The organism is Streptomyces sp. NPDC039465 (assembly GCF_055639315.1).
Map to the genome: position 1 here is coordinate 92,849 of NZ_JBVKAP010000002.1, position 23,911 is coordinate 116,759.

Genomic DNA, 23,911 nt, shown 5'->3' on the forward strand with positions numbered 1-23,911 from the left:
TCCCGACGATGCGAAACAGTGGACAAACCGCTTATGCCCCCTCTTGCATGGCCCATCCGGGACCGGTGCATGAAACTGGAGCCATGTGGGTGCCTTCCCCGATCGGGTGGTTGACGTCGGGCGTCACGGCAGGAGTACGCGGTCTGGCGGTCGCCGTCGGGCTTCCGCGGCGTGACGTCTGGTGGCGCCCGGGGCGCTGCTACATCGAGGTCCACGGCGTGCACGGCCCGGAGGGCGAGCGGGTCGCCCGGCGGGTGGAGCGCGTACTGGAACGCCATCCCGGTGTGCTGTGGGCGCGCGTGAACGCCCCCTCCGAACGGGTCGTCGTGGCCGTGGGGGCTGCGCAACCGGACGAGCGGGAACTGATCGCACTGGTCGAACACGCCGAAGCCCACGGCCCCGAGGAAGCGGACCAGTTCGACGAATGGTGCCCCGAACCGCACCACCCTTGTGAAGGCCCGAAAACCCGCCAGACACTGTCCGCGCTGACGGCGGACGCGGTCGGGCTCGGAATCTCCACCGCCCGGCTGGTCGCGCCCTGGGTCAGGCTGCCGCCCGAGGTGCCGGCGCTCGTCGACGCGCTCAGGTACCACCCGGACCTGCGGCATCTGGTCGCCGCGCTCAGCACCCCGGAGCAGACGGAGTCGCTGCTGCCCGTGATCAGCGCACTGGCCAAGGGTGTGGCGACCCGCGGCGGCGGCATCATCTTCGACGTCGTCAAGCGGCAGGCGCAGTGGCGCGAGGCCACCGCCGAGCGGAAGGCCTGGGAGGAAGCCGAACCCCGGCTGGTACGCGGCCCCGAGGACGCGGCGGCCGAACCCCTCGTGGTCGAACGGCCCGGCGCGACACCCCGGGACGTCACGGACCGCTACGCCCGGCAGGCCGCGGCGGTCGGCACCGCGGCCGGCGCGGCCGCCATCCCCTTCGTCGGCCTCCGGCGTGCCCTGGCCGTGGCCCTCTCGGCCGTCCCGAAGGCCCCGGAAGCCGGGCGTGAGGGCTTCGCCACCGCCCTCGGCCGGTCCCTGGCCCTGCGCGGTGTCGTGACGATGGACCGCGGCGCCCTCCGGCGGCTGGGCCAGGTCGACACCGTACTCCTCGACGAGGCCACGCTGCGCAGCGACCGGTACGAACCCGTCGACCTGGAAGTGCTCAGCGGCGCCGACCCGGAACTGACGGCCGAGCGGCTCTTCGCACTCTTCGACCCGGACGAACCGCTGCGGACCACCCACCATGAAGCGGGCTGGACGCTGGGGCCGCTCGCCGACCTGGACCTGACGGGCCGTACGGGCCGCCAGGCCGAAGGGCGGCTGCGGCGCAGGGGCAGCGAGCGGGTGATCGGGCTGGCCAAGGGCCGCCGGCTCCAGGCCGTGGCCGGACTCTCCGCGCAGAAGGCCCACGGCGCGGACGCCGTGGTGGCCGCGGCGCGCCGGGCGGGTGCCCGCGTGGTCCTGGCGACCGACCGGGACAAGCCGGGGCTCTCCTTCGCGGACGCCGTGGTCCCGGCGGGCGGGCGGCTGGTCGCCTCGGTGCGCGGGCTCCAGGCGGACGGCGCGGTCGTCCTCGTACTCTCCGGGAACCGGCGGGCGCTGGCCGCGGCCGACTGCGGAGTCGGTGTCCAGCTGGAGGGCGAACCCCCGCCGTGGGGGGCGCACCTTCTTGTGGGCGCCGACCTGGAATCGGCGGGGCTGATCGTGGATGCCGTGGGGGTGGCCGCCAGGGTCGACCACGAGAGCGCGATGCTCGCCGCCGGCGGCAGCGGAGTCGGCGCGGTGGCGGCCCTGCGGGCGCGACCGCGGCTGGCGACGTCCCGGGCCCTGGGCGTCGGCGACACGGCGGGAGGGTTCGCCTTCTGTCTCGGCGGCTGGCGGGCCCGGCAGCTTCTCGCCCGCCCGCTCGCCCCGCCGGTGAGCAACGTTCCCTGGCACCTCATGCCTGCCGACCGGGTGCTGGAGCGCCTCGGCAGCGGCTCGGACGGACTGAGCGCCGACGAGGCGGCCGCCCGTGCCAGGGGCGCCTCCGCACCGGGCGAACCGGCGCGGCTCACGCTGCCCTGGGCGTTCATCGAAGAGCTGGCGAACCCGCTCACTCCGATCCTGGCCGCGGGCGCCGCCCTGTCCACGGCCCTCGGCTCCCGTACGGACGGCGCGCTCGTCGCCGCCATCACGGGGACGTCCGCGCTCGTCGGCGGCTTCCAGCGGGTGAGGACGGAACGGGCCCTCGCGGAGCTGTTCGCCCGCTCGGCGATCGGCGCGCGGGTGCGCAGGGGAGGCCGCGAACGCCTGGTCGCGGCGGGCGACCTGGTGCCGGGCGACGTCGTCGTCCTGGGCCCCGAGGACGTGGTGCCCGCCGACTGCCGACTGCTTGAGGCGGAAGGTCTGGAGGCCGACGAGTCGTCCCTGACCGGTGAGTCGCTCTCCGTGAGCAAGGATCCTTCTCCCGTGGTCGCCGCCGAACTCACCGGCCGCCGCTCGATGCTCTACGAGGGCACCACGGTGTCCGCGGGCCGCGCCGTGGCGGTCGTGGTGGCCACCGGGTCGGCCACCGAGGTCGGCCGGAGCCTGGCCACCGCACGGCAGGCGGCCCCCGAAACCGGCGTCGAAGCCCGGCTGACCGCGCTCACCCGGGCCAGCCTGCCGGTCGCGCTCGGCTCGGTCACCGCGGTCGCCGCCTCAGGACTGCTGCACGGCCGGCCTCTGACCGACAACCTCGCCTCGGCGGTCAATCTCGCCGTCGCCTCGGTCCCCGAAGGGCTTCCCTTCCTGGTCAACGCCGCCCAGATGGCCGCCGCACGCCGACTGGCCGATGCCGGTGCGCTCGTCCGCAACCCCCGCACCATCGAGGCGCTCGGCCGCGCCGACGTCCTCTGCTTCGACAAGACCGGGACGCTCACCGAGGGCAAGCTCCAGCTCGCGGAGGTGAGCGACGCGGACGAGGCACTGCCCGTCGACGCGCTGGACGGCCCGCGCAAGCAGGTGCTCGCGGCGGCGCTGCGGGCCACTCCCCCGGCCCGGCAGGCGGAGGCCATGGCACACCAGACCGACCGGGCGGTGACGGCGGGAGCGCGCCGCGCCCATGTCGCCGCGCGGCAGGGAGCGGCCCGCTGGCGGCGCATGGACAGCCTGCCGTTCGAGCCGTCCCGCGCCTACCACGCCACCTCCGGACAGACCACGCACGGCGTGCTGCTCAGTGTGAAAGGCGCCCCGGAGAACGTTCTCGAACGCTGTACGCGGCGACGGGAGGGCGGCAAGAAGCCCCGCCTCGACAAGGACGGGCTCGGTGAACTGACCGCCCGTGCCGAGAAGCTGGCGGGCGCGGGACGGCGGGTCCTCGCCGTGGCCGAACGGACCATGGACAAGGGCGAGGAGCTCACCGACGACGCCGTGCGCGACCTGGAGTTCCTGGGTTTCCTCACGCTCGCCGACCCGGTCCGTACGAGCGCGGCGCCCGCCACCGCGCGTCTGCGGGAGGCGGGCGTACAGACCGTGATGATCACGGGGGACCATCCCGCGACCGCCGATGCCATCGCCGCCACCATCAGCGACGTGGCGGAGCCGAAGGTGTGCACGGGAGCCGAGCTGGACGAGCTCGACGACGACGCGCTCGACGAGCTCCTTCCGACGGTCGATGTCATCGCCCGGTGCAGCCCGCACCACAAGGTCCGTATCGTCCAGGCCTACCAACGCATCGGCCGCGTCGTGACGATGACCGGCGACGGCGCCAACGACGCGCCGGCGATCCGGCTCGCGGACGTGGGCATAGCCCTGGGCAGGCGGGGCACCCCCGCGGCGACCGCGGCCGCCGATCTGGTGGTCAGCGACGACCGACTGGAGACGATCGTCTCGGCCCTGATGGAGGGCCGGGCCATGTGGACCTCCGTCCGGGCGGCGCTCGCCATTCTCCTGGGCGGCAACCTCGGCGAGGTCACCTTCAGCGTCCTCGCCTCCGCGCTCACCGGCAGCACCCCCCTGAACGCCCGCCAGATCATGCTGGTCAACCTCCTCACCGACCTCGCGCCGTCCCTGGCGATCGCCGTACGCGAGCCGACGGGCCAGACCGCCGAGCGCCTCCTGATGGAAGGCCCCCACCGCTCCCTGGGCTCGGCGCTCACCGCCGAGATGCTGCTGCGTGGACTGACCACCGCCACTGGGGCGGGCCTGGCCTGGGGCGCGGCCCGCCTGACGGGGCGCGCGGCGCGGGCCAGTACCGTCGCGCTCGCGGCGGTCGTCGGGACCCAGCTGGCCCAGACACTCATCACGGGCGGCTTGGACCGCCATGTTCTGCTCGCCGGCCTGGGCTCGGCGGGGGTGCTCGCGGGCATCATCCAGACGCCGGGGGTCAGCCAGTTCTTCGGCTGCACCCCTCTGGGCCCGGTCGCGTGGGGCATCACCCTGGGCGCCATCGCCACGGCCACCCTGCTCGGGACGCTGCTGTCTCCGCTCGTGCGCAGCATGATCGAAGCGGCCGACGAAGCGGAGGAGGAGGGCGGGGAGTCCGCACCGGTCGACGCGCAGGAAGACACGCAGGCGCCGACCGTGAGCCCGGTGCCGGTCACCGGGACCGGGTGACGGCCTCAGCTCACCGCCTTCTTGATGAGCGCACCGATGAGGGCCTCGTCGGCGGGGGTGAGCTCCGTCAGGGCGAAGGAGGTCGGCCACATCGTGCCTTCGTCGAGGTTCGCCTGGTCACTGAAGCCGAGCGTGGCGTATCTGGACTTGAACTTCTGCGCGCTCTGGAAGAAGCAGACGACCTTGCCGTCCTTGGCGTACGCGGGCATCCCGTACCAGAGCTTCGCCGTGAGGACCGGCGCGTCGGCCTTGACTATGGCGTGGATCCGCTCGGCAAGGATGCGGTCCGCCTCCGGCATCTCGGCGATCTTCGCGAGCACCTCGCTCTCCGTGTCCGCCTTGGCGGCACGCGTGCCGCGGCGCGCCGACGCCTTCATCTCCTTGGCGCGCTCCTTCATCGCGTCCCGCTCCTCCTCCGTGAATCCGTCGTACTTCTTGGCGGAGGTCTGCGTGTCCTTCATGGCGGGTTTCCTCTCTTAGGGGTTTGACCGGGGCCAGTTCAGGCTAGGTGCGAGGCCCGGACGGTGGCTTCTTCGAAACTGATCGGTTGTTTCGGCACGACGCCGAGGTCGCCGTGGCGCAGCAGCGCCGCGGCGCGCTCGATGCGACGTGCCATCAGGTAGGCGTACGGCGACAGGCCGTACGCGAGCCGGAACTCCCGGCTGAGGTGCCCGGCCGGCATGCCCGCGTCGCGGGCGAGCGCCTCGACGTCCAGCGGCTGCGCGTACTCCCGGTCGATCCGGTCGCGGACGCGGCGCAGTCGTGCGAGGTCGCCCAGTCGCTGCGCGGCGACGAGTGCGCGTCTCCATGCGGGGTGACACATGAGGGAACCTTTCGTCGATGTTCGCCGGCGTCTGAGGACGCCACCGAGGCCCGGTCCATGACCGGACGGCTCAGCGGAGCTCTTGGATGCGGATCAGGTTGCCCGCGGGATCACGGAATGCGCAGTCGCGGATGCCGTACGGCTGCTCGGTCGGCTCCTGGACGACCTCGGCGTCGCCGGCCTGCACCTTCTCGAAGGTGCCGTCGAGGTCCCGGGTGGCCAGCAGGATCCAGCCGTAGGTGCCCTTGGCCATCATCTCGGCGATGGTGCGGCGCTCGTCCTCGGTGATGCCCGGGTCGGCGGCCGGCGGTGCCAGGAGGATGGACGTGCCCGGCTGGCCGACGGGGCCGACCGTGATCCAGCGCATCTTGCCCTGTCCGACGTCGCTGCGGACTTCGAAGCCGAGGGTGTCCCGGTAGAAGACCAGGGAGGCGTCCGGGTCGTCATGAGGAAGGGCGGTGGTGTGAATGGTGATGTCCATGGCCGCCACGTTAGTAGCGGCTCGGCGACCGGCGCTTCTCCATTCCTGATCGTCTGACCACCGACCCTCTTTTGGATCTTGCCGATTGGACAACCGCCCTGTCAGCCCGCGCGGATGCGAAGGTGTGAGGGTTCGCATCCGCTCAACGGAAGGGAGCCATCACCATGGCCGTCATCCACCAGACCGTCCTCAAGCCGACCAAGCTCGAACTGCTCACCTCCTGGCTTCCCTCCCGTCCGTGGTACCAGGCCGGCGCGGGCGAACCGCAGTTGGCGAAGGCCGGCGGCTTCCGGCTGGACGATCCGCAGGGCGAGGTCGGGATCGAGTTCATCGTGGTCACCGACGCCTCCGGCCCCCACCCGGCCACCTACCTGGTCCCGCTCACCTACCGCGGCGCCCCGCTCGACGGTGCCGAGCACGCCCTCGTCGGCACCATGGAGCATGGTGTGCTGGGGCAGCGCTGGGCGTATGACGGGTGCCACGACCCCGTGATGGGCGCCCAGTTGCTGGCCCTGATCGAGGGGCGGGTGCAGGCCCAGGATCAGAACATCAGCGACGTCCCCGACCCGGAGGTCATCGCCTCGTACACCGGTGAGGGCTCCCTCTCCACGGACTTCACCACCACCGACGATCAGGAGGGCACCGGACTGACCACGCCGCAGGGCACGACCCTCCGCCTGCACCGGGTCCTGAAGCCCGCCCCGGACGGCCCGCTCCTTCCTCCGCGGGGAGCGATCGGCCACGTCACCGGCTCCTGGCAGATACCGGGTGGCACCCGCGCCCGGGGAGTGTTCGCCGCCGTGCACACCAGCACCCGGGCGTAGCTCTGCATCGGGGTCGTCAGGCCCGCGCCGACCGAGTGCGTTGAGCCAGCGCGGTGTTGGCAGCGTCGAGGATGTTGCCGAAGGTACGGGTGATGATCGGGCGCGCGAAGTGCCGGGTGAGGAGGGCGCCGATCAGGGGGACGGGGATCTCGGCCCGGGTGGTCCAGCACACGTGCGTACCGCCGTCGACCGCGGTGAACGTCATGCGGCCGAGTTCGTGCCTGGACGGTGGCAGGCTGCGCTCGACGACGTACTCGGTGGCGTACGGCGGCTCGTACGTCGTGATCCTTTCCCGGAACCAGCCGATCAGCCAGAGGTGGCTGCGCACCGCGCCGACACCGTAGGGCGCGCCCTTGCCGCGCCGGGTCAGGCGGCAGCGCACCACCAGTGGTGAACGGGTGTAGTTGGTGGTGGTGGTGAGCCAGGCGAACACCTCGTCGATCGGGGCGTCGATGACGCGCTCGACGGTCATGGTTTCCATGTCTGTCGTCCTCCTCTGTCGAGTGGCCGCACGGCATCGGCGCTGTGCAGCTTGTCCGGGTTGCGGATGCCGTAGAGGCCGGTGATCCGCCCGTTGTCGATCTCGAACGCGACCAGCCAGTCGAGCACGCCGTCGTTGAGGAACCGTGCGGCGGGCATGCCGTTGTACGCGGTGTGCTCGACCTGGGTCGTCGCGGTGGTGGTGGTGCGGAGGACGCCGAGGACGAAGTGGGCGACGTCGGCGCGGCCGGTGATCGGCCGGCGGGCGGCGACCACCTTTCCTCCGCCGTCCGAGATCTGTACGACATCGGGCGCCAACAAGTCCATCAGTCCCTGCACTTCACCGCTCGCCGCCGCGAGGAGGAACCGCTGGACGACCTCCCGCGCGGCGTCGGAGTCGGGCTCGAAGCGGCGGCGCCGCGCGTGCACATGCTGGCGTGCGCGGTGGGCGATCTGCCGGACGGCGACCTCGGTCCTGCCGATCGAGGCGGCGATCTCGCCGTGGGTGTAGCCGAACACGTCGTGCAGCACGAACACCGCACGCTCGTGCGGGTTCAGTGTCTCCAGGACGAGCATCATGGCCATGGACACCGACTCGGCCAGGACCACGTCCTCGCCGACGTCGGGCGCGGTACGGATCGGCTCGGGCAGCCACGTCCCGACGTACTCCTCGCGCCGCGCCTTGACCGCTCGCAGGTGGTTGAGGGCCTGCCGGGTCACCACGCGCACCAGATAGGCGCGCGGGTGCCCTACGGTGGCCGGATCGACCCCGCTCCAGCGAAGGTAGCTCTCCTGCAGCACGTCCTCGGCGTCGGCGGCACTGCCCAGCATCTCGTAGGCGATGGTGAACAGCAGCGGACGGTGCTCGCTGAAGGCGTCCTCAGCCATGCCCCGACTCCTTTCTTCGCACGCCCATCGAGACACGCCGCGTCGGAGAACCGTGACAGTCCACGATCGTGATTCAGCTCACGAGGACGGCCCGTCAGGAGCTCGTCAGGAGCTGGTCAGGATGACGAGTTGCTGGGTCGCTCGGGTCATCGCGACATAGCGGTCGACCGCTCCTTCGATGCCCTGGCCGAACGTCTCCGGGTCGATGAGGACGACGAGGTCGAACTCGAGGCCCTTCGACAGCCCCGGGGTCAGCGACCGGACGCGGGACGTCTCCCGGAACGTGGGGTCGCCGATGACGCAGGCGATCCCGTCGGCGTTGGCGGCGAGCCAGGTGTCGAGGACCGTGTCCAGATCCGCGACGGAGCCGTGCACGACGGGGAGGCCGTTGCTGCGGATGGAGGTCGGCACGTTGGCGTCCGGGAGCGCGGCCCGGATGACCGGCTCGGCTTCCTTCATGACCTCTTCCGGCGTGCGGTAGTTGACGCTCAAAGAGGCCATGGTGATCCGGTTCAGCCCGACCCGTTCCAGCCGCTCCTCCCACGACTCCGTGAACCCGTGCCTGGCCTGCGCCCGGTCCCCGACGATGGTGAAGCTCCGGGACGGGCAGCGGAGCAGCAGCATCTGCCATTCCGCGTCGGTCAGTTCCTGGGCCTCGTCCACGACGATGTGCGCGAACGGGCCGGCGAGCAGGTCCCGGCCGGTGGTGGGCAGTTCGGCCTCGTCGACCAGGCTGACCTGGGCGTCCTTGCCGCGCAACATCGTCACCAGGCCTTCGCCGTCGTCACCGTCGGCGCCGGAGTCGGCCGCGGCGGCGATCAGGTTGTCGACGACCTGCGTCATGCGCTCGCGCTGGGCGGCGACAGCGGCGTCGTGCCGTTGCTTGCGGCGGGACGCCTCCGGGTCGCCGAGCCGCTGACGTGCCGCGTCCAGCAGCGGTAGGTCGGACACCGTCCAGGCCTGGGGGGCCTCCTTGCGCTGCAGCTTGCGTACGTCCTCGCGATCGAGCCAGGGCGCGCACATCCGCAGGTAGGCGGGGACCGACCACAGGTCGCCGACGATGTCGGCCGCTTCGAGCAGCGGCCACGCGCCGTTGAGGGTGCTGACCAGTTCCCTGTCCTGCATGAGCGACTTGCGGAACTGCTCGGGCGAGACGTCGCCGTCGAGCTTGTCCATCAGGATCGTGAGCAGCTCTTCCCAGATCAGCTCGCGCGCTTCGTTGTGCGGGGTCCCCGGTCCTGGCGCTTCGAACGCCTCGGCCCAGTCGTCGGCGCTCAGCCAGAGGTCGGCCCAGTCGGTCGTGACTGTCATCCCCTCGGCGGGCGGCTCCTCGTAGAACCTGACAGCCCCCTCGATGGCCTTCACCATGTCCGCGGACGACTTCAGGAGGGCCACCTCCGGGTCGGTCTCGACCGCCGCCGTGGCGCCTTCGTCGACGAGGTCCCGCAGCGTGCAGGTCTGCACGCCCTCCTCGCCGAGGCTGGGCAGGACGTCTTCGACGTACGCCAGGTAGGGCCGGTGCGGACCGACGAAGAGTACGCCGCCGCGACGGTGACCGAGACGGGGATCGGAGTAGAGGAGGTGGGCGGTGCGGTGCAGGGCGACGACGGTCTTGCCCGTACCCGGCCCGCCGTCGACGACGAGCGCGCCGCGGGATTCCGCTCGGACGATGGCGTCCTGGTCGGCCTGGATGGTGGAGAGTACGTCCCGCATGCGGCTCGACCTGTTGCTGCCCAGGCTGGCGATGAAGGCGGACTGGTCGTCGAGCGCGGCGTGCCCTTCAAGCCCCTCCGCGGTGAACACCTCGTCCCAGTAGTCGCTGATCCGGCCGCGGGTCCAGCGGTACCTGCGGCGGCTCGCCAGGCCCATCGGGTTGGCGTGGGTCGCCGCGAAGAACGGCTCGGCCGCGGGGGAACGCCAGTCGAGCAGCAGTCGACGGCCTGTGCTGTCGGTCAGGCCGAGCCGTCCTATGTACACGGGCTCGGAGTTGTCCGCGCTGACGACGTGTCCGAGGCACAGGTCCAGACCGAAGCGGCGCAGGGCGCGCAGACGACCGGACAGCCGGTGGATCTCCATGTCCCGCTCCATGGCCTCCCGGCCGATGCCGCCGGGCGCCTTGCGCAGGGCATCGAGACGGTCGGACAGTTCGGCGATGGCCTGCTCAAGGCTCTCCGCGATAGCCGCGAAGTGCTGCTCGTCGCCGGCGATCAGGGTCGGGTCGGCCTTGGGGGAAAGGTGGTCGGCAAGGTTGAACGCGCTGGTGGTCAGGGGAGTCCTCGCAGTCGGGGGGTTCATGTCAGCAGCTCCAGTCCGAGGCCACGGCCTGCACCGTTTCCGCAGGTCCTGGCCTTAGGCCAGCGATTCTGCGGTATGACCGGGGCCTTGCCGCAAGCCCCCCTGTGCGCTATAAGTTGAGAGTGGCAAGGAGTGGGAACACCTCCTTGCCTTTTCCATCCGCCCTGGACGGACAGCCCTCGGCGGGCTTGGGCCGCACCGGTATCCGACGAGGACGGCGTGCTCACGGCTGTCACTCCGAGCCGAGCGTGGCCGGGATGCCCAGCGTGGTGAGGAAGGCCGTCGCCGCCGGGGTGTGGGTCGCGTGGTTCCAGATGGCGTACTCGACGCGGGTCGGTGCGTCGGTGATCTCGATGGTGGTGACGCCGGGGAGCTGGGAAACGTACGCGGAGGGGAGCATGGCGATGCCGAGGCCCTGGCCGACCAGGCGCGCCATGATGAAGTCGACGGTGGTCACTTCGAAGGCGACGTCGCGGCTGAGGCCGGCGGCTGAGAAGGCTTGGTCGGACTGGGCGCGGCCTGCCGTTCCGGGTGGGAGGTCGACGAAGACCTCGGAGGAGAGTCTGCGCAGGTCGACCGCCGGTTCGCCGGCGAGTGGGTGGTCCGGCGCGACCACGGCCACGAGCCGGTCGCGGGCGAGTTCGTGGGCGGCGACACCGTGAGGCCGCGCTGTGGTGGGCAGGCCGAGGAACGCCACGTCGAGGGCTCCCTGCCCGACCTGCTCGGCAAGCTCCTCGCTCGCGCCCACCCGCAGACTGACGCGCACATGGGGGTACCGCCGGCGGAAGTCGCGCAGCGCGCCAGGGATGTCGACCGCGGCGACCGTGGGGATCAGGCCTACGGCGAGGCGTCCGCGTACCTCTCCGACGGCGGCGGCGACCTCGGCGGCCGCACGCTCGGCGGCGTCCAGGCATTGGCGTGCAGCCGGGAGGAACGCCGTACCCGCCGGGGTCAGGCGCACCCGGCGGCTGGTGCGCTCGAAGAGCCTGGCGCCCAGTTCCTTTTCCAGCCGGGCGATTTGGTGGCTGAGGGCGGACTGAACGACCAGGCATCGTTCGGCGGCCCGGGTGAAGCTGTTCGTCTCGGCGACGGCGATGACGTAGCGCATCTGCTGGAGGTCCATCGATCCATCTTGTATCGCGATTGATAGAGTGACAAACATGTGTTGGACTCATTGATCGCTGCCGACCGAGACTTCGAGCATGACAAGTCCCGCAGCACAGAGGGTTTCCAAGGAGACCGGCGCTGTTTCCCGCGCGAACCTGCCGCGCACTCTCCTCACGGCACTCGCTCCCCTCACGTGGGGGACGTTCTATGTCGTCACCAGCGAACTCCTCCCGCCAGGACACCCCCTGTTCGCGGCGCTTCTGCGTGCGCTCCCCGCAGGCCTGATCGCCCTGGTGATAGCCCGGACGCTGCCGCGCGGGGCGTGGTGGGGAAAAGCCGCGGCGCTCGGCGTGCTGAACATCGGGCTGCTCTTCCCGCTGCTCTCCATCGCCGCTGAACGCCTGCCAGGAGGCGTGGCCGCGACCCTCGCGGCGGCCCAGCCGATCGTCATCGCCGTCCTCGCCGTGGCAGTCCTCCGCGAGCCCCTCTCCGCCTGGCGCCTCGCCTGGGGACTGGTCGGCGCGGTCGGCGTCGGCCTCGTGGTGATCGGGCCGAACGCGGCACTCGACGTCGTCGGCGTCGCGGCCGGGCTCGGGAGCGCGGTCACGATGGCGCTCGGGGTGACGCTCACCAAGCGCTGGGGGCGTCCGGCCGGGGCCGGTCCCGCGGCCTTCGCCGGCTGGCAACTCACCGCGGGTGGCCTGTTCCTGCTGCCCCTCACCTTTCTCGTCGAGGGGGCGCCTCCCGCCATCGACCTTCCCGCCGCCCTCGGCTACCTCTGGCTCGGCCTGGTCGGCGGCCTCCTCGCCTTCGTGGTGTGGTTCCGCGGCCTCACCACCCTGCCCGTCGCCTCGGTCGCGGTTCTCGTCCTGCTCTCGCCGCTGGTCGCCGCGGTTCTCGGCGCGGTCATGCTCGGCCAGACCCTGGGTCCGATCCAGCTCCTCGGGTTCGGACTCTCACTGGCCGCGATCGTCGCGGGCCAGCTGCCCGCGCCCCGCGGGAAGGTCTCAGCAGACGGGGCGGGTGCGCAGCCAGTACGAACGGGTGGCCGCCAGGAGCCCGAGGCCGTAGACGGCGAAGCCCGCGTGGCCCACCCAGCCCATCAGCAGGGCGTCCTGCAACGTAGGAGAGTCACCGAGCCGCATCGAGGCGCCACCCATCGAGACCAGGGCCAAGTAGCCGACGCCCAGCACGCCGTAGGGCACCAGGGTCGTCACTCCGATCAGCGCGGGCACCAGCGGCAGCCAACGCGGCACTCTCCTGCCGCTCAGACCGAGGGCCCAGCGGGGAAAGACCTGGCCCCAGGGACGGATCAGTCCGAAGAGTAGGAAGATCCCCAGGGCGGCGAGCAGTACGGTCCCGTCCACGCCCCACGATTCGAGCGTGAGCCACAGGCCGGAGGCTCCGTTGCGTTCCGAGATCCGCAGCAGCTCCGCACCGCTGATCCCGGCGAACGTCCCGCCCAGCGCCCAGGTCAGCTTCATCCCCAGGTACGGGACGAAGCCGAGGACCCCGCCGTACGCGACCAGGCGCACACGGCGGGGAGCGTGGGACGGCTGCGGCCTGACGACCGCTTCGTGTACATGGCCGCACCGGGCGCAGGCCGCCGGCCGTTGCGCGTAGCTCGTGGCGGCCAGGAGAACGGCGCCCAGCATGCCCAGGGCGTGCAGCACCGCGGCGGCGACATTGTCGACACCTTGCGCGAACAACAGCCCGACCACGTCCATCAGCAGACTGAACGCCGTGACCGCGGACAGGGCGCAGGCCACCCACAACAGCCCCCGTACGGTACGTCGGTCACGCCCTCGCACGGCGGCCGTCGCCGACCCCCCGCCCAGTACGGCCACCGCCGCCGCGAACCAGGCCAGGCCCACCGGCGGCTGGTTGGCGCCCACGGCTGTACCCGACGCACCCGCCCATACGCACGCCAGAGCGGTCGTTCCCTGGAGCACCGCCCAGCCCACCGTGGCCCACCCCACGATCCGTGGCTGTTTGCCCCACCTGTGCTGCCAAGGGATGGTCGTTGGTGCCTGCTTCACATCGGTCATGGCCTGAGCGTCACATCGCCCGGTGTGCGGCACGTCGACCGCCGGGACGATCCCTCTCCCCCGGAAGGGTGAGGGCCATGGGACCGCGGGTCAGGTGGTGGGAGTGGGCCAGGGGACGTCGGTTTCGACAGCGGCGGTGTAGTCGACGCCGGGGACGGAGAAGCCGTAGAGGCGGCGGACTTCGTCGCTGAACCAGTCGAGGTCGGCGAGTTCGGTGATGGTGTCGCTGGTGGCGGTGGACCAGCGTTCGGCGACGGCGTTCTGTACGGCGGGGTCGAGTTCCCAGGTGTCGAGGCGGACCCGGCCCTCGTCGTCGACGTCGAGGGGACGGGCGCCGGTCAGCTGGTCCCACAGCTCCACCAGTTGACCGATCGGAGGCACCATGGCGTCGCCGAGGAGGCCGCGCAGCAGCCCGACGTACAGGGCGATGCCGGGGATGGCGGTGGAGGACTGGGTGACGGCGGCGGCGTTGACCGAGGTCACGGCCCGGCCGCCCAGGGTCTTGCCGAGACGCTCGTCCAACGTACGGGCGGTGGCTTCCAGATGGGACTTCGCGGCGCCGATGGTGCCCTGCCGGTAGATCGCCGCGGTGAGGGGCGAGCCGATGTAGGACAGGGCGGCAGTGGAGAAGCCGTCGGCGAGCAGGGACCGGTCGGCCAGGTACGTGATCCACCGTTCCCAGTCGGTGCCGCCCATCACCGCCACGGTCTGCTCGATGTCGTCGCCCTCGGCCGGCGCGGTGGTGACCTCGGTCACCTCGGGGGCGCCGTCCTCGCCGAAGGCGAGGGTCTTGGTGGTGTACGGCGAGCCGATCGGCTTGAGGACCGAGGCGTAAACGTTGCCGTTGTCCGGGTCGGTGCGGCGAGGCGCGGCCACCGAGTAGATCAGGAAGTCGAGTCGTCCCCCGAACCGCTCGGCGAGGAGGTCGGCGACCTGCTCCTTCATCGTGTCGCTGAACGCATCGCCATTGAGGAAGACCATGTCCCGCCCGTGCTGCTGGGCGAGCCGGGCGGTGGCGGCGGTGCGGTACCAGCCGGCCGTGCCGGTGCGCCGCGCGGGCGCCTTCTCGAAGCACACGCCGATGCCGCGTATACCGACCCGGGCCAGGCCCGCGATCGTGGCGGCCAGGCCGTACCCGGCGGAGGAGCCGATGATCAGAGCCACCGGCCCTTCGCCCCCGGCGGTGACCGGGGCGGGGACGGCCTGCCACATCTCGTCCACCAGCTGTCGGCAGCCGCCAGGATGGGAGTCGAGGAAGAGGAAGCCCCGGCTCTTGGGCGCAATGACGCGTTCGCTCACGGTGTGGTGTCCCAGGTGTCGTCACGGACAAGGACGCGGCGGCCGTCTGGCCACCGCGTCCTGCAAGTCTGCGGCCGTACGGATGAACTCGGTGATCTTGAACCGGCACAACGTTGTCCAGCCGGGCTTGGAGCGTCTCGACAAACCTCTGTTGCCCCGAGGCGTGTCCGGGGGCCCTGCCGGCTGACCGACCGGACACACGCTAGAAGCGCTCCGCGTGCTCCGCCACCCATTGCGCGAACGTACGCGCCGGGCGGCCGGTCACCCGCTCGACGGTGTCGACGACGGTCGTCGAGTCGTCGCTGGGAGCGGCGTACCAGCCGACGACGTATTCGGCGTCCGCCCGGGAGACACCGGTCGCCATCAGCCTGTCGATGGCCTGCTCGTGCGTGATCGGGGCGAAGGCGATGTCACGGCCGACTGCCTGGGAGAGGAGCGCGATCCGCTCACGCGGCGTCAGCGCTTCCGGTCCGGTCAGGTTGTAGGCACGCCCCGCATGGCCGTCGTCGAGCAGCGCGACAGCCGCCACCGCCGCGATGTCGGCCTCGTGGACGAGCGCGCTGGGAAAGTCGTACGGCTCGCGCACGACGCCCTCGGCCCGAATCGATTCGGCCCACGTCAGCGTGTTGGACATGAACTCCTGCGGTTCCAGTCGGGTCCATTCCACACCCGAGTCCGCCACAGCCTTCTCGACCGGTCCGACCCAGCCACCCCACAGTACGGTGATGCGCTGTACGCCCGCGTCAACCGCCCGCTCCACCAACTCGGGCCCGACCTCGGCGAGTCCCGCGGTCACCGTGATGTGCAAGCGGCTGACTCCGTCGAGAGCGGCGTCCAGCTTCTCCGGTTCGGTGTGCGTGCCGGCGACCAGCTCCACCGCGGCCGGGAACCTCTCCGCCGCCGCGGCCGGGTTCCGCGTCAGGGCCCGAACGCGCTCTCCTCGTCGGACCAGCTCCGCCACCACATGCCGGCCGGTGTTCCCGGTGGCACCCGTCACCAATGTCGTCACAGTCGAGTTCCTTTCGTCACCGACGACGCTAGAAGCTCAACCACACTTGAGGTCAAGAGATCCCGCTGGGCCCCCGCCAGCCGCTGCTCCCTCCGAGCCCGCCGTCCACGCCGCCGCGGTGGGCCGCACCCGTCCCCGGCCCGACCATCCCGCGTGGTTCACGCGGGCGCCGGCCGCCTCTCTTCGCCGACGGCGTCGAGCAGCAGCTTCGCCGCCACCGTCGCCCCGTCCGTGCGGATCGTGCCGGCCACGGCGGTCGCGCGTGCGCGGGTCTCGGGGGTCAGGGCCGTTGTGAGCGCGGCCGACAGGGACTCGGTGGTCGGCACCGGACCGTCGTGTGCCGCGCCGATGCCCAGGTCGGCCACTCGGCCGGCCCAGTACGGCTGGTCCGCCCCCTGCGGCACCACCACCTGAGGCGCGCCGGCCAGGGTGGCCGTTGTCGTCGTGCCCGCGCTGCCGTGGTGTACGACGGTGGCCGCCCGCCGGAACAGTGCCTGATGGTTGACCTCCCCGACGACGAAACAGTCGTCCTGGTCGTCGATCAGGGCCAGGTCCGCCCAGCCGCGGGAGACGACCGCGCGGCGGCCCTGCGCGCGGACGGCCTCGATGGCCACCTGGGCCACGTCCTTCGGCGCGCTCAGGGGCGTACTGCCGAAGCCCACGTACACCGGTGGTGTGCCGGCGTCCAGGAACGCCACCAACTCGGCCGGGAGCGGGCGTTCGTCCGGCAGGATCCAGGCACCTGTCTGCACCACGTCGAGGTCCGTCGGCTGCCACGGGGAGAGGGTCGGGTCCGTGGCCAGCCACGGCTGGTCGGTGAAGGCGTAGTCGCGGACGTTGTCCACCGAGGGCAGGCCGACCGCCGCCCGCTGGGTGTTGAGCATGTCGCCGAACATCGCGTTCGCGATCTGGGCGTCTTCGTCCCACAGCGCCCGGTTGTCGGTCGCGTCCGGTGGCAACGGCCGGCCCCTCCGCGCGGGCGGCCGGCGGTACGGCGAGGGCAGGATGACCGGCTGGTGGCTCGCGTGGACGTAGCGGATGTCCAGTTTCTCGGCCACCGACCGCGCGCCGGCCGTGACCGGCAAGGGGCCGGTCGCCACCAGCGCATCGCATCCCTCGGCCACCGAGGCGACCGTGTCGAACTGCGCGGCCATCAAATCGGCCGCACGCTGCGCCAAGCCCACCGCCGACCCCGGCGTCACCGTGGTCACCACCTGGCGCACCGGCGCCCCGGTCGGCACCATCTCCACGCCAAGCTCGGCCAGCCGCTCCCCGAACTCCTTGTCCGGCGGCGCGCACACCCGGACCTCCGCGCCGAGTTCCCGCAACCGCACCGCGAGTCCCGCTATCGGTTCGACGCTTCCGCGCGCCCCGTACGTCGAGAACACCACACGCATGTCGTGACTCCCCGTTTCATGATCGTTGGCTGAGGTCGGTGATTCTGCCGGGGGGCTTGCGGCGACGCGTCACCCGTAGGGATGAGTCGGCGTACCGTCCACGCACGGCGGCCGTAGCGTCCGCAGCCGGTCACGAGCAGGTCGGCGGCCCGGGACGGGCGGCGTAGGGCCCGGTAGGGGAAGCGGGCGTGGCGGGCGCCATGATCATGAGCGGCTATAACAACCCGGTGATCTTCCATATCGCCCCTCTCGACGCCTGGCTCGCCGACCCCGACGGGCCGTACACCCCGCCTTCAACGCCCCGCGACGGCACGGTCCATTGCGTCTGCGCGCCCGAGGCGGTCCTCGCCGCAGCCGGCCATTTCCACCGGGAGACCCCGGGACCGCTCGTCGCCCTGGTCATCGACGAGAGTCTGCTCGGCGCGGCGGTGGACCGGGTTCCCCCGCCGCCCGGTTCGCCGCTCGCCGGGCAGCCGGGCGTCCGGCTCGCGCGGATTCACGGGCCGCCACCCTCGACCACCCCGGGTTCACCGCCCGCAACGCGCTCTACGAGGCCGAGGCCAAGGCGCGGGTCCCCGACACCGTACGGCGGGCGCTGGAGCACGCGGGTCTCGGTCCGGAGGACGTCGACATGATCGTCTATGTCTCCTGCACCGGCTTCATGATGCCGTCCCTGACCGCCTGGCTCATCAACACCATGGGTTTCCGCCCGCAGACCCGGCAGCTGCCGATCGCCCAGCTCGGCTGCGCGGCCGGTGGTGCGGCCGTGAACCGCGCCCACGACTTCTGCACCGCCTACCCGCGGGCGAACGTGCTGATCGTGTCGTGCGAGTTCTGCTCCCTCTGCTACCAGCCCACCGACCTCGCCGTCGGCAATCTGCTGTCGAACGGTCTCTTCGGCGACGCCGTCGCCGCCGCGGTCGTACGGGGCGAAGGCGGCCGGGGCGTACGACTGGAGCACAACGGCTCCCATCTGGTCCCCGGCACCGAGGACTGGATCTCCTACGCGGTCCGTGACACGGGCTTCCACTTCATGCTGGACAAGCGGGTCCCCGGCACCATGGCCCAGCTCGCGCCCGCCATGACCGACCTCGGCAGGCACCGCGACTGGGACATCGCCGGCCTCGACTTCTACATCGTCCACGCGGGCGGCCCCCGCATCCTCGACGACCTCGGCACACATCTGCGGCTGCCCGCGGCCATGTTCCGCTACAGCCGGGCCACGCTCACCGAACGCGGCAACATCGCCAGCGCCGTGGTCTTCGACGCCCTGGACCGTTTCTGCGCGGACGGCGGCGCCGACGACGAGGCCCGCGGCCTCATCGCGGGCTTCGGCCCCGGTATCACCGCCGAGATCGCCCTCGGCAGCTGGACCGACGGCCACGCCCGCCCGGAAGCGGCGAGCCTGCGGGGACTGGCCGCCTCCCACATCTGACACACCCCCCACGGGACGGCGAAGCGCTCCCGTGGGCGGCGGTGCGTCAGGCCCGCTCGACCTGGAAGTCGGCGGGATCCGGATGCGGCTCCGCCAGGATGTCGCCCGAGGAGCCGAGCTTCGCCCGCAGCCTGAGGACGGCTCCGACGGGTACGTCGTGGAGGAGCTCCCGCCGGATTCCCAGGCTGATCCGCCCCGTGGTGAGATTGGGCGAGATGAGGTCCGCCACGCCCGGCATGGGCGCGGTGGAGAGCACCTCGGCGGTGACCAGGTCCCAGTCCGCCAGCCGGGGGTGGGCGGTGCGGGCGAGGAGCCGGAGCGTCAGCACGGTGAGGTTCTCGACGGACTGGACCACGACGATCAGGCCCCTGCCGGGACGGCCACTCGCTCGCCGTCGAGGAGGCCGACGAGTGTCATGGCGATCGGCAGGCCGGTGTGCTCCTCGTAGTAGCTGTAGGCCGGCATGGGGTTGACCTCGAAGCACACCCACTCGCCGTCCGGTGTGCACCGCAGGTCGATGCCGGCGAGCGGCAGGCCCAGGGAGCGTGCCAGGTCCACGCAGCGGCGGGCCGTGTCCGGGGAGAGGTCGAGCGGGGTCAACCGGGCGGCGTCCTTGCCCTGGTCGTCGGCGTAGCGGTAGTCGATGGCGTCGCAGTCGACCGCCGCGGCGTACGCGTCCTCGCCGACGACGTGGACGCGTACGTCGCGGCCGGGCACGTACGCCTGGAACTGTGTCGGCAGTCCCCGGACGAGGTGGACCCGGCTCTCGTCGGCCGCCGTGAACTCCCTGACGATGGAGCGAATGCCGCTCACGGACTTGTACACGATGCGCCCGTGGCGGGCGCGGAAGTCGAGGGCCTCCTCGGGGTCGTCGGTGACCAGCGTCTCGGGTACGGCGAACCCCGTACGGGCGATGAGCTGTGCCTGGTAGGGCTTGGATGAGTTGGACTCCATGGCGCGTGGCCGGTTCACCACGAAGGCGGGGGTCGTGTCCAGCCAGGCGACGAACCACTCCTGGAACGCCGCCACCCGGGCCCGGGCGGCCGGATCCCCGCCCGCGGGAGGCTCCAGCGGGCGGGCGTAGACGGCGGACACCTCGGCGAGCGGGACTCTCATCCCTTCCATGGTCAGTACGCCGTCCAGCGCACCGGTGCCGGTGACGAGGTCGTAGCGGGAGAGGCGGGCCTGATCGATGACCAGGTGGTCGAGGTCGGCGCCCCTGGCCGCGCGGATCGCGCGGGTGAGCGGAGGGTCGTCCGTACGGCCGTAGAAAAGGATCACGACTGCCTCCTGGTCGGCTGTTCGGCGAGGGCCACGAGCAGCGCGGCGGTGGCGGCGACGTGCCGTGCGTCGTCGAGCCGCGGACACAGGTTCACGTCCGTCACGACGGGGCCACTCGCCCCGGGAGCGAGCCGGAGCTCGAAGAGCGGGGTGCCCAGTTCGCCGGCGAGGCGACGGCAGTGTGCCGTGTAGCCGGTATGGCGGCCGACGACGCGATCGCCGGCGACGAGGAGGCGTTCGCAGTCCGCCGTCGGCTGCTCGGGCACGACGTCCACGGGGACCGGGGAGCCTCGTCCGCCCGGCCAGGCGAGCCGCGGCACATGCCGTTCCCCGTGAGCCGGCCGTCCGATCAGGCCGCTGCGCGTGGCGCCGCCCCGCCGGGCCACCGGCAGCCCGCACCGCTCGGCGTGGATCAGCGCCGTGGTGGGAGAGACGGGCCCGTGGACGGTTCCGTACGCGCTGATCAGGCCGGCCACCCGAGGGGCCAGCGACAGCAGCCAGCTGGCCGCCAGCGCCTGACGCTCGCTGCAGGCGTAGACCAGGTCCTTGGCCGCCGCTTTCGGGGCCCCGGCCGCGGGCGGAATCTGCGTCAGCCGATTCAGGACCGCGCCGATGTCCTCGTCGTGGAGCACGGTTCCGGTCGGCAGGGTGATCCGGGTGGAGGGCGCTCCCCGAGCGGTCACCCGGTGGCTCCACCGGGCGCGGGCCAGCTCGGCCGGGGTGAGGGCGAGGACATGGTCGTGGCCGACGCGGGCGGCGAGTTCGCGGGTCACCGCGACCGCGCCCATGTCGCCGGGGGGTGCCAGGACCAGGAGCATTCCGCTCACAGCTGGGGCAGGGTGTCGAACGCGCGCTTCGCCTGCGCGTCGCCGGACTCGACAGCCTCCTGCAGCGACGCGGCGTCCGCGCCGTACTGCGGCCCGCCGACCAGATCCGGTCGCAGGTCGGTGCCGATGAAGGGCTCGGACTGATCGGCCGTCCCTCCGACGGAGTGCTCCAGCGCCGTGAGGCGGGTCTGCAGATCCAGGATGGCGGCGGCGGTGGGGTCGGAGGTCCCTTCCTCACCGGCCGGTCCGGACGAGGCTTGCGGGAATTGGACGTCGATGATGTCCTTGCGCTCCTTGAACGGCTCCTTGTCGTCCTTGATCAGCTCCTTGAACGGCTCCTTGCCGTCCTTGATCTGCTCCTTGAACGGCTCCTTGCCGTCCTTCAGGCCGTCCTTCAAGTCTTCCTTGACGCCGTCCTTCAGGCCGTCCTTGACGCCGTCCTTGCGGTCCTTGAAGTCCTTCCGCTCCTTGAACGGCTCCTTCGTCTCCTTCAACGGCTCCTTGAACTCCTTGACCTCCTTGATCGGCGACTTTCCACAGGAGACCGACACGGCCGCGGTCATCGTGGTGGCGGAAGGAGAGATCCGGGTGACGGACACACAGGTGTCGGCGCCCGCGTAGGAGCGTGAGCTGGGCGTGCTGGAGGAGGAGAAGGTGGTGTTGCCGCTGCTGCCCGGGAAGGGGTCGCCGTCGTCGCCGCGGTTCCGGTTGAGTTCGAGGTCCCGCTTGTTGTCGGCCTGCACGAGGCCGACCTTGTAGTGGTTCTCGTCGTTGTTCTTCGGCTGGTTCTCGTCGATGTGCCAGATCAGCAGCCCCTCGCCGGGCAGGGACGCGTCGTATCCGGTTCGCTGGCGGTTTTCGATCAGGAAGTACTCGCTGCCGCCCGCGCCGTTCTTCCAGAGCCGGTGGACGGTACGGCTGGCCTTCACGTCCGTGAAGGACTCGCTCCCGCTGGTCGTGACGACCTTCGTGGTGGCCCAGCCTTGGTTGACCTTGCACCAGGCGGAGGGGTGGGTCGGCCGCTCACCGCCGCCGCCCCACGAGCCGGACCCCATCAGACACCAGCGGCCCACGCCCTCCGAGGAGTCGTCGATGTCGTAGAGGTCGGGGAAACCGAAGAGCAGGTGCCCGAGTTCGTGCGCGCAGACCCCGATCTTCGCTTGCTCGGAGATGGCGAGATAGCCGAAGACCTTGGTCCCGTCCGCGTTGTGGACCGCGGGCAGGATGTGCTTGTGCGACCAGATGTGCCCCGGGTTTCCCGACTCGTCGCCGGCCCGCCCGGCGAACACCACGATGAAGGCGTCGACGAAGCCGTTCCCGTCGTTGTCGTACGGCGCGAAGTTCACCACCGGGTCGGCCGCCTCCACGGCGTGCTTGGCCATGTCCCGGGCACGCTGCGTTCCGGTCGGCTTGCCGATGCCGAAGTTGTTGTTGGCGTACCACGCCAATGTCTCCGGCATCCGGAACGGACCGACGGCCTCACCGACGATGTCGATGAGACCGTTGGTCACTTCGCGGTAGTACTCGCGCACACTTCCCTGCGGCATCGCGCCGAGCGAGAAGAACAGTTTCTCCATGTCCGCCGTCGTCGCCGTCATCGGCTGGTCCGAGAAGTCCACCAGGACGACGATGGCCCGCAGGGTGCCGCGCAGCGGCGCGCGCTCGGCGGCCGCGGAGTTGATGACGGCCTCGGGGGTGCCCGCAGGGAACTCCTCCGGCGGATAGATCGTGCCGTCGTCGAAACCCAACGGCCGTGGCGTGCGTGCCCAGGCGAGCAGGCTCGACAGCTCGCCTGGGCCGCCACGGTACTGCTCGAGCTCCTCCAGCATGCGCTGGCGCAGTTCGGGGCTGGGCGCGACGGCGCAGAACGTGGGGGAGACCGCACTCCCGCGGGAGGCGACTTCTTGAGGGGACATTTTCGGCTCCCGGGGCGTGAGGATGTGTCACTTACCGTAGTCAAGCTAGGGCCCGAGCGTGCCGAGCTGTGGATAACGTCCCGGGGCGTCGGCATATGCCCCACGAATGGCGGCCGTCGCCGTTACTCAGCGCATTCAACGCAGGGGTGCCGATCAGGAGCCGCCGCCGGGTCCCGTCGCGTACGCCAGGGGCGGGGCGATGGCCTGGGCGTCCGCTCCCTCGCCGACCCACAGGCCGATGAAGAGGGCGGCGGTGGCCTCCAGCAGCCCGGCCCGTTCGAGGCCTCCCCCTGCCACGGGCTCACAGCCCACGTCCCGTACCAGCTCGTGTACAAGCACGAGGGCCGTCTCGTCGTCGCCGCAGACCGGGACGGCGAGGGGCCTCCCGTCGAAAGCGGGCGGGGTCATGCGCCATACGTCCTCGTGGCAGAGGTTGAACCCCTTGACGACCCGGGCCCCCGGAGCCGCCGCGGCCAGGCGCTGCGCGGCCGATCCGCCGTCGTGCGTCAGCAGGCGGAAGCCGGGGCCGACGGGGTTGGAGCAGTCGAGCAGGACCTTCCCGTCAAGGGCGGCGCGCAGCTCTCGCGCCACCTCCTGTCCCGCGCCGTACGGCAGCGCGGCCAGTACCACCTCACCGAACTCGGCCGCCTCGCGCGGACTCCCGTGCCGCGCTCCGCCCCCGATGCGGGTCGCGAGGCTCAGCGCCGTCTGTGCGTCCCGCCCGCCGACGAGCAGCTCATGGCCTGCCCGCGCCCAGTGGGTGGCGAGCGCGTCGGCCATGTTGCCCGTTCCCAGTACGCCGATCCTCATCAGTCGTCCCTTCCGTACGTGCTCCGAACGTTTCCGGGAAGACACTAGAAAGCCCGTCAGGCACCATGTGGTGTGTGACGACCGACGCCTTCCTCGCCGACTGCCGTGCGCGCCTCGCCTTCGACCTTCTCTCCAACACCTGGAACGCCGTGGTGTTGTGGGCGCTGCGCGACGGGCCGGCACGGCCCGGTGAACTGCGCGAGCGGATCGGCGGCATCAGCTCCAAGGTCCTCACCGAAACGCTGCGGCGCCTGGAGTTCAACGGGCTGGTGGAGCGGCGCACGTATCGTGAGGCGCCGCCTCGGGTCGAGTACGGGCTCACCGCTCTGGGCAGGACGCTGCTGGGGCCGATCGACGCGTTCGGTGCGTGGGCCTTCGAGTACGGCGACGAGGTCACGGCCGCCCAGGAGCGTCAGGCGTAGAAAA

At 71.4% G+C, this 23,911-nt stretch carries 18 protein-coding genes and 3 pseudogenes; 5 read left to right on the forward strand and 16 right to left on the reverse strand.

Annotated features, from left to right (window positions below; translation table 11 throughout):
- The first annotated feature begins 83 nt into the window (after window positions 1–83).
- Window positions 84–4,565, forward strand: a complete 4,482-nt coding sequence (locus ACZ7LT_RS06665) for a cation-translocating P-type ATPase (RefSeq protein WP_471234890.1) — start codon at window positions 84–86, stop codon at window positions 4,563–4,565.
- Between the two features lie 5 nt (window positions 4,566–4,570).
- Here the strand turns inward: ACZ7LT_RS06665 and ACZ7LT_RS06670 are convergent, their stop codons facing one another.
- The 3 genes and pseudogenes from ACZ7LT_RS06670 to ACZ7LT_RS06680 all read right to left on the reverse strand — a co-directional run bounded on the left by ACZ7LT_RS06670 (window position 4,571) and on the right by ACZ7LT_RS06680 (window position 5,869).
- The gene (locus ACZ7LT_RS06670) at window positions 4,571–5,026 is read right to left on the reverse strand and encodes an iron chaperone (RefSeq protein ID WP_471234891.1); all 456 of its coding nucleotides are present in this window, start codon (window positions 5,024–5,026) and stop codon (window positions 4,571–4,573) included.
- 98 nt (window positions 5,027–5,124) lie between these two features.
- Window positions 5,125–5,388, reverse strand: a pseudogene (locus ACZ7LT_RS06675) (helix-turn-helix domain-containing protein); the annotation flags it as partial.
- 70 nt (window positions 5,389–5,458) lie between these two features.
- Window positions 5,459–5,869: a VOC family protein gene (locus tag ACZ7LT_RS06680; RefSeq protein WP_471234892.1), complete on the reverse strand. Its 411-nt coding sequence runs from the start codon at window positions 5,867–5,869 to the stop codon at window positions 5,459–5,461.
- Window positions 5,870–6,033: 164 nt separating this feature from the next.
- Between ACZ7LT_RS06680 and ACZ7LT_RS06685 the strand changes: the two genes are divergently transcribed.
- Window positions 6,034–6,693 carry a maltokinase N-terminal cap-like domain-containing protein gene (locus tag ACZ7LT_RS06685; protein ID WP_471234893.1) on the forward strand — a complete coding sequence of 220 codons (660 nt, stop codon included), beginning with the start codon at window positions 6,034–6,036 and terminating at the stop codon, window positions 6,691–6,693.
- 16 nt (window positions 6,694–6,709) lie between these two features.
- Here the strand turns inward: ACZ7LT_RS06685 and ACZ7LT_RS06690 are convergent, their stop codons facing one another.
- The 4 genes from ACZ7LT_RS06690 to ACZ7LT_RS06705 form a co-directional block, all read right to left on the reverse strand.
- The gene (locus ACZ7LT_RS06690; RefSeq protein WP_471234894.1) at window positions 6,710–7,174 is read right to left on the reverse strand and encodes an SRPBCC family protein; all 465 of its coding nucleotides are present in this window, start codon (window positions 7,172–7,174) and stop codon (window positions 6,710–6,712) included.
- Window positions 7,162–8,061, reverse strand: a complete 900-nt coding sequence (locus ACZ7LT_RS06695) for an RNA polymerase sigma-70 factor (RefSeq protein ID WP_471234895.1) — start codon at window positions 8,059–8,061, stop codon at window positions 7,162–7,164. The genes ACZ7LT_RS06690 and ACZ7LT_RS06695 overlap by 13 nt, the downstream gene beginning before the upstream one ends.
- A gap of 105 nt (window positions 8,062–8,166) precedes the next feature.
- Window positions 8,167–10,356 carry an RNA polymerase recycling motor ATPase HelR gene (helR, locus tag ACZ7LT_RS06700; protein WP_471234896.1) on the reverse strand — a complete coding sequence of 730 codons (2,190 nt, stop codon included), beginning with the start codon at window positions 10,354–10,356 and terminating at the stop codon, window positions 8,167–8,169.
- A gap of 232 nt (window positions 10,357–10,588) precedes the next feature.
- Complete coding sequence (locus tag ACZ7LT_RS06705; protein WP_471234897.1) at window positions 10,589–11,479, reverse strand: LysR family transcriptional regulator; 891 nt, start codon at window positions 11,477–11,479, stop codon at window positions 10,589–10,591.
- A gap of 79 nt (window positions 11,480–11,558) precedes the next feature.
- On the opposite strand from ACZ7LT_RS06705, the pseudogene ACZ7LT_RS06710 reads away from it, so the two are divergent.
- Window positions 11,559–12,452 (forward strand): annotated as a pseudogene (locus tag ACZ7LT_RS06710) (EamA family transporter); the annotation flags it as partial.
- A gap of 18 nt (window positions 12,453–12,470) precedes the next feature.
- Here ACZ7LT_RS06710 and ACZ7LT_RS06715 read toward each other — a convergent pair.
- The 4 genes from ACZ7LT_RS06715 to ACZ7LT_RS06730 all read right to left on the reverse strand — a co-directional run bounded on the left by ACZ7LT_RS06715 (window position 12,471) and on the right by ACZ7LT_RS06730 (window position 17,216).
- The gene (locus tag ACZ7LT_RS06715) at window positions 12,471–13,511 is read right to left on the reverse strand and encodes a hypothetical protein (protein WP_471234898.1); all 1,041 of its coding nucleotides are present in this window, start codon (window positions 13,509–13,511) and stop codon (window positions 12,471–12,473) included.
- Window positions 13,512–13,601: 90 nt separating this feature from the next.
- Window positions 13,602–14,810, reverse strand: a complete 1,209-nt coding sequence (gene fabV / locus ACZ7LT_RS06720; RefSeq protein WP_471234899.1) for an enoyl-[acyl-carrier-protein] reductase FabV — start codon at window positions 14,808–14,810, stop codon at window positions 13,602–13,604.
- A 202-nt stretch (window positions 14,811–15,012) separates the two neighbouring features.
- The gene (locus ACZ7LT_RS06725) at window positions 15,013–15,819 is read right to left on the reverse strand and encodes an NmrA family NAD(P)-binding protein (RefSeq protein ID WP_471234900.1); all 807 of its coding nucleotides are present in this window, start codon (window positions 15,817–15,819) and stop codon (window positions 15,013–15,015) included.
- Window positions 15,820–15,977: 158 nt separating this feature from the next.
- Window positions 15,978–17,216, reverse strand: coding sequence for a glycosyltransferase (locus ACZ7LT_RS06730; protein WP_471234901.1), 1,239 nt, complete (start codon window positions 17,214–17,216; stop codon window positions 15,978–15,980).
- 508 nt (window positions 17,217–17,724) lie between these two features.
- Here ACZ7LT_RS06730 and ACZ7LT_RS06735 point away from each other — a divergent pair.
- Window positions 17,725–18,651, forward strand: a pseudogene (locus ACZ7LT_RS06735) (type III polyketide synthase); the annotation flags it as partial.
- 46 nt (window positions 18,652–18,697) lie between these two features.
- Here the strand turns inward: ACZ7LT_RS06735 and ACZ7LT_RS06740 are convergent.
- From ACZ7LT_RS06740 to ACZ7LT_RS06760, 5 genes are all read right to left on the reverse strand, one after another.
- A complete protein-coding gene (locus tag ACZ7LT_RS06740) occupies window positions 18,698–19,006 on the reverse strand; it encodes a hypothetical protein (RefSeq protein WP_471234902.1) in 309 nt (102 codons plus the stop codon).
- 5 nt (window positions 19,007–19,011) lie between these two features.
- Entirely contained in the window at window positions 19,012–19,932 is a 921-nt protein-coding gene (locus tag ACZ7LT_RS06745; protein WP_471234903.1) for an ATP-grasp domain-containing protein, read from the reverse strand.
- Complete coding sequence (locus ACZ7LT_RS06750; RefSeq protein WP_471235595.1) at window positions 19,929–20,750, reverse strand: hypothetical protein; 822 nt, start codon at window positions 20,748–20,750, stop codon at window positions 19,929–19,931. The genes ACZ7LT_RS06745 and ACZ7LT_RS06750 overlap by 4 nt, the downstream gene beginning before the upstream one ends.
- Before the next feature lie 5 nt (window positions 20,751–20,755).
- Complete coding sequence (locus tag ACZ7LT_RS06755; RefSeq protein ID WP_471234904.1) at window positions 20,756–22,675, reverse strand: M6 family metalloprotease domain-containing protein; 1,920 nt, start codon at window positions 22,673–22,675, stop codon at window positions 20,756–20,758.
- Window positions 22,676–22,828: 153 nt separating this feature from the next.
- Window positions 22,829–23,485 carry an NADPH-dependent F420 reductase gene (locus ACZ7LT_RS06760; RefSeq protein WP_471234905.1) on the reverse strand — a complete coding sequence of 219 codons (657 nt, stop codon included), beginning with the start codon at window positions 23,483–23,485 and terminating at the stop codon, window positions 22,829–22,831.
- Window positions 23,486–23,559: 74 nt separating this feature from the next.
- Between ACZ7LT_RS06760 and ACZ7LT_RS06765 the strand changes: the two genes are divergently transcribed.
- The gene (locus ACZ7LT_RS06765; protein ID WP_471234906.1) at window positions 23,560–23,907 is read left to right on the forward strand and encodes a winged helix-turn-helix transcriptional regulator; all 348 of its coding nucleotides are present in this window, start codon (window positions 23,560–23,562) and stop codon (window positions 23,905–23,907) included.
- Window positions 23,908–23,911 lie beyond the last annotated feature (4 nt).